Raw genomic sequence first — 14,279 nt, 5'->3', positions numbered from 1 at the left:
GGTTTTTCGTTTCCTCGTACAACATTAATACAAGAAACGATGGATTACAACAACCCGCAACAAAAAGAGGAATTATTGGAGAATATTTCCGAATTATTTCTGAAATACGGTCTCCGGAGTACTTCCATGGATGATATAGCCAATCATCTGAAGATCTCGAAAAAGACTCTTTACCAATTGTTTAACAACAAAGACGATGTCGTTGAACAAGTTTTAGTCCATCGAAGATTAGCCAGAAGCAAACAAGCCGATATGGAAGGCGTTCAGAAAATGAATCCGATTGAAATCATGAATAAAATTAAGACATACATGATTCATGACCTCTCTCGAAGGGTCCCGGCAAATTATTTCGATATTAAAAAATACCATCCGGCGGTATATCAAAAAATCATGAAAAACGATGAAAATTTTACAAAAAATTTCCTAACCGATTTAATAAAAACAGGCATCAACCAAAAATACTTCAGATCGGAAATCGATGCGGAACTACAAGTCTACCTGCTGGGGAAACAATTGAGTTTCTTACGGGAACCCGAGGTATTCAGCCAAATCGCCTATCCGATAGAGACCGTAGTAGAAACCATCATCAATAATTTTTTAATGGCAATATGCACGGAGAAAGGTATCAAAGAGATTGAAAAACAAAGCAACGCAAAATAAAGTAAATAAATTATAATAAATAAACACGATGAAATAAGCGGTATTGTTTTTGTAAAGCGTATTGTATTTAAAATTCCCCAAGAATAATAACAATTTAATCTATAAATCATGAAAAAAGGAGTTCCATTCTTTCTTATTTTTCTACTCGTGCCTTGGCTACTTCGTTCACAGGAAGTTCCTCAAACACTCTCCTTAAGACAGGCTATCGAGTATGCTATCAAGCACAACAAAGAATTACAATCTTCACAACTGGAAATAGACCTGTATAAACAAAAAGTACGGGAATCTGTTTCACAGGGGTTGCCGCAAATCAACGGTACTTTGGATTATAATACCAATTTCGGTTACAAAATGGATTTTGGAGGTAATTCCATGAAGATGAAAGATCAATCCAATGTAAAAGCAAGTTTGCAACAATTAATTTTTAGCGGACAATGGATTTTAGGGATACAAACCAGCAAGATCGCCGAACGTTTGACCGAGCAACAGGTGGAGATTACCGAACTGGATATCGTCGAAAACATCTGTAATTCTTATTACACGATTTTGGTAAGCGAACGAATGTTGGACATTCTGCGCCAGAATCTCGAAAACATGAATAAGATTTATCAACACACCGATAATATGTATAAAGCAGGAACCGTAGAGGTTACGGATGTCGATCAAATCCGAATTACCGTCGGTCAACTGAAAAACAGTTTACTTTCCATGGAAAGGACCGTGGAGGTTAATTACAATTTGTTACGCCTTCAATTGGGATTAGTGGCCGGTACGGCCGTCAAGCTGACGGACAACTTAACCGTTTTTCTTGACGAGAACAAAGCCCGCCAATTGTCGGAAACGACATTCGATATCCAGAAAAATCCCGAATTTCAGATTATGCAGACCCAAACGGAACTAAACAAAAAAATGCTGGGATTGGAGAAATGGAGTTATGCTCCGACAATTTCCGGTTCCTATACCTTTAACCACAAACTGTTAAAGCCGGAATTCGACATGAGTGCCAAACACTCGGCAAGTTTGACGATGACCATTCCTATCTTCTCAGGATTCGAAAGGAAGTCAAAGGTTGCACAGGCAAAAATTCAATTGGATCAAACTAATATAAACAAAAGCCTGTTGGAAGATCAGTTGAACTTACAGGATGAACAATTGAAGTTCGAATTGAGAAACGCGATTGAAAACTACAACCTCCAAAAGGAAAATATCGACGTAGCTGGACGCGTATTAGCCAATTATCAACGGAAATATGAATTCGGAGCCGTTTCCAGCTTGGATCTGACTCAGGCCAATAACAATTACCTGCAAGCTGAAAACAATTATACGAATGCCGTTTTGACCTTATTGCAAGCTCAATTGAATATTGAAAGATTGTATAATCAACTTCCTCATTAATACTTGGAATAACAAAAAAAGAAATACAATGGTAAAGAATCTCATTTTATCGATTATAGCGTTAGCTATACTTACCGGCTGCTCTAACAAGAAAGACAAGGCAGCAGACACATCGAACGCAACCGTTCAAGCCGTACCCGTGAAGGTTATGAAACTTGAAAAGAAAAAGATTGCTAAAACGATAGATTACACGGCCAATTTGGAAGCCGAGGAGCAAGTCTATTACGCTCCTTCCTCCACCGGAAGAATTGAAAAGATTCACGTGGAGGTAGGCGATCCGATTAAAAAAGGACAACTCTTAGTCGAAATGGACCGGACCCAATTACATCAGGCCGAAGTCCAATTGAAAAACTTAGAAACGGAATACAACCGGGCCGTCATGTTGAAAAAGACGGAAAGTATTTCACAACAAGCTTATGATGCAGCCGTTACCCAGTACGAGGTAGCTAAATCCAACGTGGAATTTCTACGGGAAAACACGAAACTTTTAGCCCCGTTCAATGGAGTGGTAACCGGAAAGTTCTACGAGAACGGTGAAATGTATTCCGGTTCCCCTGCCGGAGGTGCCGCCAAAGCCTCTGTGATCTCCATCGAACAGATCAATCCGCTAAAGGCTAAGGTAAACATGACGGAACAATATTTTCCGCTCATCAAACAAGGGACTCCCGTTGAATTAAAGAGCGCCATCTATCCCGACCGGACATTCCCCGGAAAAGTAAGTATCGTATATCCGACGATAGACAAGGACTCCCGTACTTTCACCGTCGAGGTAAAGATTCCGAACAATGACCTGACGCTACGTCCGGGTATGTTCGGTTCGATTACCTTCTTTATCGGAGAAACGGAAACGATGGTTGTTCCCGCCTTGGCAGTTTTGAAATTACAAGGAGCCAATAACCGGTACGTGTTCTTAAACGATAACGGCAAAGCTAAACGGGTTGAAGTTATCTTAGGAAAACGTTTCGACGATCAGGTGGAATTGATTTCCGATGAGATCAAGGAAGGAGACGAATTGATCACCGTAGGTCAAGCCCGGTTGGTGGACGGAGCTCCCATCCAAATCACAAAATAATAGTAACATGCAGGATTTAAGCATCATCATGCGAAGAGAGGGGGACCACAAGTAACCGTCATAAATCCGAATCATAAATCTAAAACAAAAAAGATGAGTATATTTAATACAGCCGTAGAAAAACCGATTACGACATTGATGATTTTCGTCGGTATCATCGTGCTGGGAGTCTTCTCGCTGGTCCAACTCCCCGTTGACCAGTATCCTAAGATGGACCCTCCCTATCTATCGGTAATGACAAGTTATCCGGGAGCAAACGCCGCGGATATAGAAACCAATATCACAAAAATATTAGAGGATCAGTTGAATTCCGTGGAAGATTTGAAAGAGCTGACCTCTACCTCATACGATAATCTTTCCGTTATCCAGTTGGAGTTCGAATGGGAAGCCAACTTAGACGAGGCCGCAAATGACGTTCGTGACGCTATCGACAAGGCCATGGATAATCTTCCGGACGATATCGATCGCCCCTCCTTGTTCAAGTTCAATACGTCCATGATGCCGGTAATCATTTATTCTTTGACGGCAGACGCTTCTTATCCCGGAATCGAAAAGATCGTCGACGACAAGGTGATCAACCGGTTAAACCGGGTAGACGGGGTCGCTTCCGTGACCATCGCAGGTTCTCCCAAACGGGTTATCTACGTGGATCTCGATCCGAACAAACTGGATGCCTACAACATGACCGTGGAGAGCCTTGGAAATCTGATCGCTGCCGAGAATAAGAATCTTCCGGCCGGTAATTTGAAAATGGGTATCATGGATTATCAGGTCCGCGTGGAAGGAGAGTTCGACGACAGCGAAAAAATCAAGAATATCGTAGTCGCAACGAATAACGGCAAATCCATACTGCTCAAAGATATCGCTATCGTTAAAGATACGATCAAGGATATCACCTTAGAGCAGTTGATCAACCGGCAACAGGGAGCGATTTTGTTAGTAACCAAACAATCCGATGCCAACACGGTAGCCATCGCTAAAACCGTCAAAAAAGAGATGGCTCAGATCATGAAAGAGTTGCCTCCCGACATTAAAATCGACGTATTGGTCGACTCGTCCGACTTCATCGTTCAATCCATCAACAACCTGTCGGAAACATTGATGTACGCTTTGATCTTCGTAGTCTTGGTCGTATTACTATTCCTCGGACGATGGAGGGCGACGTTTATCATCGCACTGACCATCCCGATCTCGTTGATCGTGGCATTTATCTATCTTTTTATCACGAACGAATCGCTAAATGTCATTTCCCTGTCCTCCCTTTCGATTGCTATCGGTATGGTTGTGGACGACGCTATCGTGGTTTTGGAAAACATCACGAAACACATCGAACGGGGAAGTGCTCCGCGCGAAGCGGCTAAATACGGGACAAACGAGGTATGGTTGTCGGTTATCGTAACCACCTTGGTTACCGTGGCCGTATTCTTCCCGTTGACCTTGGTTACGGGTATGACCGGAATCCTGTTCAAACAATTGGGTTATATCGTATGTATTACCGTTTGTACCTCTACCGTAACGGCTATCAGTTTGACCCCTATGCTCTCTTCCCAGCTACTGCGCCTACAAGATAAGGATACGCAGAAAAAAGAAAGCAAATTCAGTTATAACAGTACCGTTATGCGATTATTGGATAAGTTGGATGCCTGGTATGAAAGATTAATCCGTTGGTCCTTGTATCACAAAACAACCATCACACTGACAGCCGTGGTTATTTTCGTGGCTTCCATGTTTTTGGCCAAATACATCAGTACGGACTTTATGCCCCAGAACGACCAGGGTTCCATGAACGTATACGTGAAGATGCAGACCGGACAAAGAGTAGAGGAGACCAAACGGGTTGCCCTGCAAATCGACTCGATTATGAGAGCGAATTACCCGGAGATCAGACAGATCAATCTCTCTTACGGTAGTGAAGACGAGGATGCGGGATTCTCCTCCCTATTCAATAAAACCGGTAGTAATATTTTGAATATCCGAGCCAGATTAGTAGATCTGAAAGATAGAAATCGCAGTGTATTTACCATCGCCGACGACCTTCGTTCCCGATTGAAAGAGCTGCCTGATGTTTTGGTATATACGGTTAGTACCTCCAGCGGAGGTTCCATGTCGAGCAATAACGTAGACATCGAAATTTCCGGATTTGATTTCGAACAAACCAATAAACTGGCCGCAACCATCAAACAAAAGATGGAAGACGTACCCGGTGCCGAGGATATCAACATCAGCCGGGACGACGACAAGCCGGAACTCCAGCTATTCTTGAACCAAGATAAACTTTCAAGACACGGTTTGACCACCACGGAAGTAGCCAACGCCCTACGTAACCGAGTATACGGATATAAGCCCACGAAATACAAGGAAGACGGAGAAGAGTATGACGTGATCGTCCGCTTGCAGGAAAAATACCGGAGTTCTATCACCGAAATAGAAAATATCCTGATTACGAATGCTGCGGGAGAAAAGATCCGGTTAAAAGAGTTGGGTGAAATCAAAGAGTATTGGTCTCCGCCAAACATCGAACGTAAAAGTAAACAACGTTTGGTAAAAGTATCCATTACCCCTTCCAGGGGAGTCTCATTGGGAGACATCGCTGTCGCCGCCCAGAAAGTGATCGACGACATGAAAAACGAAATCCCGCAAGAGATCTCCGTATACGTGGGAGGTAGCTACGAAGACCAACAGGAGTCATTCAGTTCGTTAGCCATGTTGATGGTATTAGCCATGTTATTGGTATACATTGTTATGGCCTCCGAGTTCGAATCATTCAAAATGCCGTTCATCATCATGTTGTCTATCCCGTTCGCTTTCTCCGGGGTGATCCTGGCCCTGCTGCTGACAAATACGACCATGAGTGTGATCGCGGCATTAGGCGCCGTCATGCTGGTCGGTATCGTAACGAAGAACGGTATCGTATTGATCGACTTCATCAATCTGATGCGGGAAAGAGGTATCCGGTTATACGATGCCATCGCACAAGCCTGCCGGTCCCGTCTTCGTCCGGTATTGATGACAGCATTAACGACTATCTTGGGTATGTTGCCGATGGCACTGAGCACGGGAGAGGGTTCCGAAACATGGCGCCCGATGGGTGTAGCCGTAATCGGAGGTTTGGTATTCTCTACCATCATCACCATGATTATCGTCCCCGTCATCTATGCTGCTATGGATAAGAGCGGTAGCCGTGACAAGAAAAAGGCGTTAAGTAAACAATTCAAGTTTATGCGGGACTTTGATCCGAAAGAGTTAGAACAAAAATAAATTTACAACCCGGAATTCGGAAGAGTAAACTTATCGGATCCCGGGTTATAAAACAAATTCATATGAAAGCTGTATTTATATCCTATAACCAAGCCTTAACAGAACGGGTGGACTATTTACTCGACCAGTTGCAAGTACGAGGCTGGACTCAGTTCCCTTTAGTAAACGGTAGGGGAACGAACACGGGTGAACCCCGCATGGGGACACACACCTGGCCCGAAATGAACTCGGCCATTCTTACCATCGTGGAAGACCACAAGGTTCCTTTGATCCTCAAATACGTGGAAAAATTAGACAACGTGAACAGAGAAAACGGTATCAGAGCCTTTGTCTGGGACATCACGCAAACCTATTGATAATCAGCGATTGCAGATGAATAGATTCTTGGATTCAGTGATTCAAATTCAATCTCTGAATTCAAGAATTCTTTTGATTTATAATCTACATCTTTCGAATATCTAACAACAGATTCTCCACATCATAACGAAAGTTTTTCTTTCAGGTAGGAGCCGGAAGAGGCAATCCAAGTAACATAAAAACATAGTTAAAAAAAAGATGCCCTGAAATAAGGCATCTTATCTGTTTTTATAAAAATAATCCTGTTCGAATTAATCCTGATCCCTAATCCTCCTTTAAGGATTTGAATCCTCTACCCAATATCTCACGGGAGTCGATGACGTTGATAAAGGCTTCCGGATCTATCTCCCGGATACGATGACGCAATATCATCATCTCCCGACGGGTAAGAATCGTATAAATAATCTCACGGGATTCTCCCTTATAGGCTCCGACGGCCGGCAACAGGGTCGCTCCCCGGTTAATGTCTTTCAATATGATACTCTTTACCGACTCGACCTCTTTCGTTACAATCATCAAGGTCTTATGTACGGAAGCTCCTTCCACGATCAAATCGATCACTTTACCTTCGATAAACACGATAATCCAGGAATACATCGGTAATTTCCAATCCCCGAAAGCCAAAACAGTCGTCAACGTGATCGTACAATCTACGATAATTACCAATGTACCTAAAGAAATATGCGTATATTTGTTCAGAATCATCGCAATGATATCCGACCCACCCGAAGTAGCCCTGGATTTAAAAATCATACCGATCCCTATACCGTATACAATACCCCCGAAAATTGAGGACAACAGTTGTTCTTGCAAATCAGCCCGATTTTCTACCCCCGGTTCCAACAAAGCATCAAAACCATAAGATTGGTGAATCAACCACATAAAACCCGGAATAGCAAAAGTACAGATTACCGTTTTAATACCGAACTTGGCTCCTAAGAAATAGATACCGAGCAACAACAGGGGCACATCCATACATAAAGCCGTTGCTTCTGTTCTCCAACCGAACAAATGATGGAAAACCATAGAGAGACCATATGTTCCTCCCGGTGCAAATCCATAGGGTTCGGCAAACATCACGGCTCCCAACGCAAACACAAAACAACCACCTATCAACCAAGAATAGGTAATAAAGAAATCCTTGGAGAATAATTTCTCCTTCGTTACAAATCCCATGTTTAAACTTATTTACTGAGTTATTAATTCCACTTTTTCAGACGCACAAAAGTACAACTTGTTTTCGATTTCCCACAACGTTTTCGATGTAATTACAAATCATGTAAAATATTGATAATCTTAGATTTAATCTTTGGATATCATGCATATTTATACAAGAGACCACATATTTATACAAAAAACAAAAAAAGCCGTATCAACTCATCTCACCCTCAATCAAAAGAAAATAGGTCTTTCAAAATTATTATTTATCCCATCCTTATTTTCATTTATTTGTTTATATTTGTCTTTGCTTTGGATAGTGAATGTTCTTCGAACGCTCCGAGGGAATCATGTGAAAATCGTGAACTGTACCCGCAGCTGTAAGCTTCGTTAACTTTAGTCTCTACTGCCACTGTTTATAAAAATGGGAAGGCGACAAAAAGGAAGCAAGTCAGAAAACCTGCCAAACATTAGTTTTTACTGTAGCTTTCGGGAAAAGAAGCTGGTAAGATGTCTATTGTGCTTGCCACAATTTTCTTCTTCCCCATTTTCCAACAAGCGTTGTTCTGCTGAATAGGTGAGTAGGTATTTTTTATAGAATTTCTCTGCCAACTTAATTCTATAATAAAATAGAAGCTCACTTATTCTTTTTTAGACCCTTCGTATTTCTTTATAACCAAAGACCGTAAGCAGGAAGGAACCCAGTCGGAAATATCGCCTCCCGAACGAATCCGGTCTCTTATCTCAGTCGACGAATAAGGAAACAAAGGAGCATCGACAAAAGATATATCCGGATACTCTTCCCCGGAACACTCAAACCCTTTACGGGGATAAACGAGCAGAGGGTAATGCGTTCGAATCCATTGATCGTCTTTCCATAAATGAAAATTACACAGGTTATCTTCTCCTATGATTAATTTAAACAGGCAATCCGGATAGCGGGATGAAAGTAATCTTAAGGTATCTACCGTATAAGAAGGTTTAGGCATGGAAAACTCGATATCGCAAGCCGACATTCTTTCGTCTCCGGCTATGGCTGTTTTTACCATCTCCAACCGATCTTGTTCAGGCAATAATGCCTGATTAACTTTAAAAGGATTACAAGGACTAATAACAAACCACAACTTATCACAATATCCATTATCGAGAAGATAACGGGCAATTCCGATATGACCGTTATGAACCGGATTAAAAGAACCGAAAAACAATCCTATCCGAAAAGGTATTTGATTATCATTATTCATTTTTCAAAAATTAGTCGCTATCTCATTCATTCCGTAATCAACGATCAGGTGACTTTACCAAGCTCTTCCTACCCTCCGAGTCCTCCCGTTTTTAAACGTGCCATCTAAAAACGACAATTAAATAACCCATCTCATCCGTTCCCGCGTGCTATTTAAATTCCGGTTCGTTTTCGACCTACAAAACATTAAGGCTTTGCTCCTTAATTTTCTCCAATTCATCTTTCATTCGCACTACTAATTTCTGAATGTCATGGTCGTTTGCCTTCGACCCCATCGTGTTGATTTCACGACCGATCTCCTGGGCGATAAAACCCAATTTACGTCCCGGAGCCTCTTCTTTTTCAGCCGTTTCTATAAAATATTTGCAATGATTGGCTAAACGCACTTTTTCTTCCGTGATATCCAATTTCTCCAAGTAATAGATGATCTCCTGCTCCAAACGGTTTTCATCTATATTCTTGATTTCCCCCCACTCCTTCATTTTCTCCTGCAAACGCTGTTTTATCGCCACGACACGTTGAGCTTCAAACCGAGGAACCTCTGCCGATAAACTTTTAATCAGCTCTATACGATTCAATATATCCTTTATCAATACGGCTCCCTCTTGTACTCTGAACTTATTAACCTCTTCCAGGGCTTTCACGATTCCGGCCTTCAAATGAAGCCACTCCTCTTCATCCAACTCTTCTGATTTTACCTGAAGTGTATCCGGAAAACGCATGATCGTCTGTAACAACTCCCCTTTATCCGGTTCTACCCCCAAGGAAGAAGCAACATCAAGCATTTGTTGGTAATATTGGGAAACGGCGGATTTATTTACAGCCACTTCTTTATCCGCATCCGTACCGTCAAAATAAATGAACATGTCTACTTTACCTCGTTCCAGGTAATTTTTTATTGTATTCCGAATCTCTATGTCTTTCTCTTTATATAAATTCGGAGTCTTCAAATTAACATCCAATTGTTTTGAGTTCAGGCTTTTTACCTCAATCACAATCTTCTTATCACCACTTTCAACAGTTGCTTTCCCGAAACCGGTCATTGATTTTACCATAATTTTCACTTTTGTTAGGTTACAATTCCTTGCAAAAGTAGGGCTTTTATTTTAGAAACAAGGTTACAAAATATCGAAAAAGTTCAGGAAAGCAGCCGGGAAAATATTACTCTCCCAACATTTTCTGACGGTACTCTGACAAAATCTTATCTATCTCCTCCTGAATACGGTTCAGCTCCTCGTCCCGGAGTAAAGGATTTTCCAACCAGATCAACATCTGGGAACACTCTTGAAGCCGCAACTCCACATATTTTTTCAGATAGGTAAGCTCCAAACGATTTTCCTTTCCCAAATCCTTCGAACGCTCTATCGTCCGCAACGCATCCTGATATTTTTTCCAACAAACGAGAGAGACCGTATCCACGTAAGCACGAACAATTTCCGGGTCCTCTTCCCGCTCAATCATCTCGTAAACCTTCAACGCTTTTTCTTCATATAGATCCAGTTCCTCCGGCCATACATTCCCTATATCCGTAAAAAACAGAGTGGCGACCAGCAACAAGAGCAAAACCGAAAGACCCACGAGGCTAACACCCAAAGCCCGCCAGGCGGAATAGAAGGTACCGCCCTCCCGGGCGTGTTCATCCAAACGTCTTTTTTGGGTCTTATAAACAACAAAACCGATAATGATCACGCTCAATCCCGGTATCAAATATCGAGGAACCCGATCTGCCTGCTCATCCGGCAAAGAACATAAAACAAGTACGATCACAAGGGTTAAAAGTAAAGATATCAACAAGGTAAACCAAGCCGCCTTTCTACGGCCCATGTGAAAAAAATTTATACTCATCAACAATCCTCCCGAAAAAGGACCGAACAACAAAGTCATAAGATCGATAATCTTCTCTTTATAAAATTTTGCCTCCACGTTTTCAAATAATAAAATTTTCGGTCTGATGCTTTTTCAAACGCACAAACTTAAAAAATTATTCGAACATATTACCCTGTAACTACTTTCTGAACAGATTATCGTTCATAAAATGAAAGGATTTACAAATCCGCCGATTGTAAAGCTCCTATCAATCCTTCTCGACTTCTTCCCACTCTTCAATACTCTCTTGTATCTCCTGAATATTTTTCAGCGTAAAACGCCGATAGATAATCCAACTTAATAAAACGGCAAATAAAAGACCTATTGCAACAAAAATAAGAATGAAATAGTACGCGATATCGCTAAAAGCTTTAAGAGAACTAATGAACAAAACAGCATACATGATACCGAGAAAAGGAGTAAACAATAATTCTGTCTGAGAACTCCTTTTATAACGATGAATGGAGAAGGCAAGCTCTTTCATGTTTTTCTTTATCGCATCCATCCGGTGTAACGATCGTAGACCTCTCCACACGTATAAGACCATAAAAAACAATACCAAAAGATTAACCCACAAGAACCAATCCTGCATATGTTTCTTCCCAACCGGCCCACTCCACACGATAGTACAACAAATGATACTTATACAAGCACATATTCCCGACCAAATCTCAGCATTGATTAATTTATCGATAGCCTGATTCCGTTTCCCTTCTATCATTTTTCTAATCATCCGTTCATCGAGAATCTCTTTTCTTTTGAGGGATTCTTCCCAGGAATTCCAATTATCTTTCATTTTATCCAATTCCATAACACAATAATTTAACCATTAGACATGTTTTTCAATTTTTCTTTGATCCTGCTGAGTTTTGTCGCAACATTCGTCACCGACAATCCCGTAATCACCGCTATTTCCTGGTACGACTTTTCTTCCAGATAAAGCAACACCAATGCCCTTTCCAGCTGCCCCAGCCGATCGATCAAAACATACATCTCTTTTATCTCTCCCGCTACATCCCTGTCATCGTCCGGCAAATCCGACGCGACATCAATCGGTAGTATCTTCGACCTTTTTATAAACCGTCTGAAATAGGAGATGGAGGTATTCAAAGCAATCCGATACACCCACGTAGAAGGCTTTGCATCCCGGCGAAAATCGGGAAACCCCTTCCACAAATTGATTACCGTCTCCTGATACAAATCGTTTAAATGGCCTGCATCCCGGGAATATAAATAGCAGACCTTATAAATGATCCGTTGGTGCTCCTGAATAAAAGCAATAAACTCTTTTTCTAACTCCTGATCCATCGATTTTTTTCTCATAAGACGCACGCAAGAAACAAAAATCACAGCAGACTAAAAAATATTTTATACGATTCTGTCGTTTAGCCCGTTTCATTTTCAAAACTCGACACTTCATATTCACGGAAAATCACTATCTTTGCACTCCAAATTATTAATTGCAAATTTCATACATGGAGCACATTAGGAATTTCTGTATTATCGCACATATTGATCACGGAAAAAGTACATTGGCAGACAGGCTGCTGGAATACACGGGGACAGTGACAGGCAAAGCCTTACAGGCTCAGGTTCTCGATGACATGGACCTGGAGAGAGAGCGGGGAATCACCATTAAAAGCCATGCCATTCAGATGGATTACAATTACAAGGGAGAAAAATACGTGCTAAACCTGATCGATACGCCGGGACATGTGGATTTTTCCTATGAAGTATCCCGTTCCATCGCGGCCTGCGAAGGGGCTCTACTGATCGTGGACGCGACACAAGGTATTCAGGCCCAAACGATATCCAACCTTTATTTGGCAATAGACAATAATTTGGAGGTCATTCCGGTGTTGAACAAAATGGATATGCCCAACGCCATGCCCGAAGAGGTAAAAGACCAGATCGAAGAACTTTTAGGTTGTAAAAGAGAAGATATATTGGAAGCCAGCGGTAAAACCGGAATGGGTGTCGACCGGATATTGGAAGCCGTCGTGGAACGGATTCCAGCTCCCACGGGAGATCCTGAAGCTCCGTTGCAAGCTTTGATTTTCGATTCCGAATTCAACTCCTTCCGCGGGATTATCACTTATTGTCGCATCGTGAACGGTTCTTTAAAAAGCGGAGATAAGGTCAAATTTGTAAACACGGGAAAGGAGTATACCGCGGACGAAATCGGTGTTTTACGCCTGAATCAGGAACCCCGCGCCGAATTGCCGACGGGGGATGTCGGCTACATTATTTCCGGCATCAAGACCTCTTCGGAGGTGAAGGTCGGCGATACGATTACTCATATCAACCGCCCTTGCGACAAAGCTATCGAGGGTTTCGAAGAGGTTAAGCCCATGGTATTCGCGGGAATATACCCCATCGATTCGGAGGATTACGAAGATTTACGAACTTCCATAGAGAAACTGCAACTTAACGATGCTTCCCTGACTTTTGAACCGGAATCTTCAGCAGCTTTAGGCTTCGGTTTTCGCTGCGGATTTTTGGGGATGTTGCATATGGAGATCATTCAGGAACGGTTAGACCGCGAATTCGACATGAATGTGATCACGACGGTTCCTAACGTAATGTATATCGCTCACACGACCAAAGGAGAGGTATACGAGATGCACAACCCGTCGGACATGCCCTCTCCGACCACGTTGGATTACATCGAAGAACCTTATATAAAAGCACAGATCATCACCCCGACCGAATACATCGGTCCGATCATGACCCTCTGCCTCGGAAAGCGGGGAACTTTGATCAAACAACACTACCTGACCGGTAACCGCATCGAGTTAAACTATGAAATGCCGCTTGCCGAGATCGTGTTCGATTTCTACGATAAACTGAAGAGCATCACCAAAGGATACGCCTCTTTCGACTATTTCCAAATCGGTTACAGACAAGCCAACCTGGTTAAACTGGACATCCTGCTGAACGGGGAGTCCGTGGATGCCCTTTCCGCACTTATTCATTTCGATAACGCCTATTCGTTCGGAAAACGGATTTGCGAGAAACTCAAGGAACTCATTCCCCGACAACAATTCGATATTGCCATCCAAGCTGCCATCGGAGCCAAAATCATCTCCCGGGAAACCATAAAGGCCGTCCGGAAAGACGTTACTGCCAAATGTTACGGGGGTGATATCTCCCGGAAACGCAAATTGCTGGAAAAACAGAAAAAAGGGAAGAAACGAATGAAACAGATCGGGAACGTGGAAGTACCGCAAAAAGCATTCCTTGCCGTTTTGAAGTTAGATTAAGGTAACC

General features: G+C 42.2%; 12 protein-coding genes and 1 riboswitch. Of the genes, 6 read left to right on the top strand and 6 right to left on the bottom strand.

Features of this window, described 5'->3' with window-relative positions:
* Positions 1 to 39 precede the first annotated feature (39 nt).
* The 5 genes from DMB45_RS04055 (at position 40) to DMB45_RS04035 (ending at position 6,741) form a co-directional block, all read left to right on the top strand.
* Positions 40 to 660: a TetR/AcrR family transcriptional regulator gene (locus DMB45_RS04055; RefSeq protein ID WP_041503282.1), complete on the top strand. Its 621-nt coding sequence runs from the start codon at positions 40 to 42 to the stop codon at positions 658 to 660.
* A gap of 108 nt (positions 661 to 768) precedes the next feature.
* Positions 769 to 2,055 carry a TolC family protein gene (locus tag DMB45_RS04050; RefSeq protein ID WP_110688470.1) on the top strand — a complete coding sequence of 429 codons (1,287 nt, stop codon included), beginning with the start codon at positions 769 to 771 and terminating at the stop codon, positions 2,053 to 2,055.
* A gap of 28 nt (positions 2,056 to 2,083) precedes the next feature.
* Complete coding sequence (locus tag DMB45_RS04045) at positions 2,084 to 3,127, top strand: efflux RND transporter periplasmic adaptor subunit (protein ID WP_041503280.1); 1,044 nt, start codon at positions 2,084 to 2,086, stop codon at positions 3,125 to 3,127.
* Positions 3,128 to 3,220: 93 nt separating this feature from the next.
* A complete protein-coding gene (locus DMB45_RS04040) occupies positions 3,221 to 6,385 on the top strand; it encodes an efflux RND transporter permease subunit (protein WP_041503279.1) in 3,165 nt (1,054 codons plus the stop codon).
* A 62-nt stretch (positions 6,386 to 6,447) separates the two neighbouring features.
* A complete protein-coding gene (locus tag DMB45_RS04035) occupies positions 6,448 to 6,741 on the top strand; it encodes a PG0541 family transporter-associated protein (RefSeq protein WP_041503278.1) in 294 nt (97 codons plus the stop codon).
* A gap of 265 nt (positions 6,742 to 7,006) precedes the next feature.
* Here DMB45_RS04035 and DMB45_RS04030 read toward each other — a convergent pair whose 3' ends face one another.
* The 6 genes from DMB45_RS04030 to DMB45_RS04005 all read right to left on the bottom strand — a co-directional run bounded on the left by DMB45_RS04030 (position 7,007) and on the right by DMB45_RS04005 (position 12,332).
* Positions 7,007 to 7,918 carry a YitT family protein gene (locus tag DMB45_RS04030; protein WP_041503277.1) on the bottom strand — a complete coding sequence of 304 codons (912 nt, stop codon included), beginning with the start codon at positions 7,916 to 7,918 and terminating at the stop codon, positions 7,007 to 7,009.
* A 273-nt stretch (positions 7,919 to 8,191) separates the two neighbouring features.
* A riboswitch (cobalamin riboswitch) is annotated at positions 8,192 to 8,382 on the top strand.
* 159 nt (positions 8,383 to 8,541) lie between these two features.
* Positions 8,542 to 9,144, bottom strand: a complete 603-nt coding sequence (gene nadD, locus DMB45_RS04025; RefSeq protein ID WP_041503276.1) for a nicotinate (nicotinamide) nucleotide adenylyltransferase — start codon at positions 9,142 to 9,144, stop codon at positions 8,542 to 8,544.
* Positions 9,145 to 9,319: 175 nt separating this feature from the next.
* Positions 9,320 to 10,198, bottom strand: coding sequence for a YicC/YloC family endoribonuclease (locus tag DMB45_RS04020; RefSeq protein WP_041503275.1), 879 nt, complete (start codon positions 10,196 to 10,198; stop codon positions 9,320 to 9,322).
* Positions 10,199 to 10,304: 106 nt separating this feature from the next.
* On the bottom strand, positions 10,305 to 11,066 hold the full coding sequence (locus DMB45_RS04015) for a hypothetical protein (RefSeq protein ID WP_041505241.1): 762 nt from the start codon (positions 11,064 to 11,066) through the stop codon (positions 10,305 to 10,307).
* Between the two features lie 151 nt (positions 11,067 to 11,217).
* The gene (locus DMB45_RS04010) at positions 11,218 to 11,820 is read right to left on the bottom strand and encodes a hypothetical protein (RefSeq protein WP_041505242.1); all 603 of its coding nucleotides are present in this window, start codon (positions 11,818 to 11,820) and stop codon (positions 11,218 to 11,220) included.
* An 11-nt stretch (positions 11,821 to 11,831) separates the two neighbouring features.
* Entirely contained in the window at positions 11,832 to 12,332 is a 501-nt protein-coding gene (locus tag DMB45_RS04005) for an RNA polymerase sigma factor (protein WP_052634616.1), read from the bottom strand.
* Positions 12,333 to 12,484: 152 nt separating this feature from the next.
* On the opposite strand from DMB45_RS04005, the gene lepA reads away from it, so the two are divergent.
* Complete coding sequence (gene lepA, locus DMB45_RS04000; RefSeq protein WP_041503271.1) at positions 12,485 to 14,272, top strand: translation elongation factor 4; 1,788 nt, start codon at positions 12,485 to 12,487, stop codon at positions 14,270 to 14,272.
* The last annotated feature ends 7 nt before the right edge of the window (positions 14,273 to 14,279 follow it).

Origin of the sequence: Sanguibacteroides justesenii, from assembly GCF_003204205.1 — a bacterium.
Classification (GTDB): Bacteria; Bacteroidota; Bacteroidia; order Bacteroidales; family Marinifilaceae; genus Gabonibacter; species Gabonibacter massiliensis.
This window is presented reverse-complemented; position numbering and strand designations above follow the sequence as displayed.

Bases quoted from the DNA above. Each gene is read 5' to 3' on its own strand.
- nadD (WP_041503276.1), bottom strand. From the start codon at position 9,144: ATGAATAATGATAATCAAATACCTTTTCGGATAGGATTGTTTTTCGGT.
- DMB45_RS04040 (WP_041503279.1), top strand. From the start codon at position 3,221: ATGAGTATATTTAATACAGCCGTAGAAAAACCGATTACGACATTGATG.
- DMB45_RS04030 (WP_041503277.1), bottom strand. From the start codon at position 7,918: ATGGGATTTGTAACGAAGGAGAAATTATTCTCCAAGGATTTCTTTATT.
- DMB45_RS04055 (WP_041503282.1), top strand. From the start codon at position 40: ATGGATTACAACAACCCGCAACAAAAAGAGGAATTATTGGAGAATATT.
- DMB45_RS04020 (WP_041503275.1), bottom strand. From the start codon at position 10,198: ATGGTAAAATCAATGACCGGTTTCGGGAAAGCAACTGTTGAAAGTGGT.
- lepA (WP_041503271.1), top strand. From the start codon at position 12,485: ATGGAGCACATTAGGAATTTCTGTATTATCGCACATATTGATCACGGA.
- DMB45_RS04035 (WP_041503278.1), top strand. From the start codon at position 6,448: ATGAAAGCTGTATTTATATCCTATAACCAAGCCTTAACAGAACGGGTG.
- DMB45_RS04045 (WP_041503280.1), top strand. From the start codon at position 2,084: ATGGTAAAGAATCTCATTTTATCGATTATAGCGTTAGCTATACTTACC.
- DMB45_RS04005 (WP_052634616.1), bottom strand. From the start codon at position 12,332: ATGAGAAAAAAATCGATGGATCAGGAGTTAGAAAAAGAGTTTATTGCT.
- DMB45_RS04010 (WP_041505242.1), bottom strand. From the start codon at position 11,820: ATGGAATTGGATAAAATGAAAGATAATTGGAATTCCTGGGAAGAATCC.
- DMB45_RS04050 (WP_110688470.1), top strand. From the start codon at position 769: ATGAAAAAAGGAGTTCCATTCTTTCTTATTTTTCTACTCGTGCCTTGG.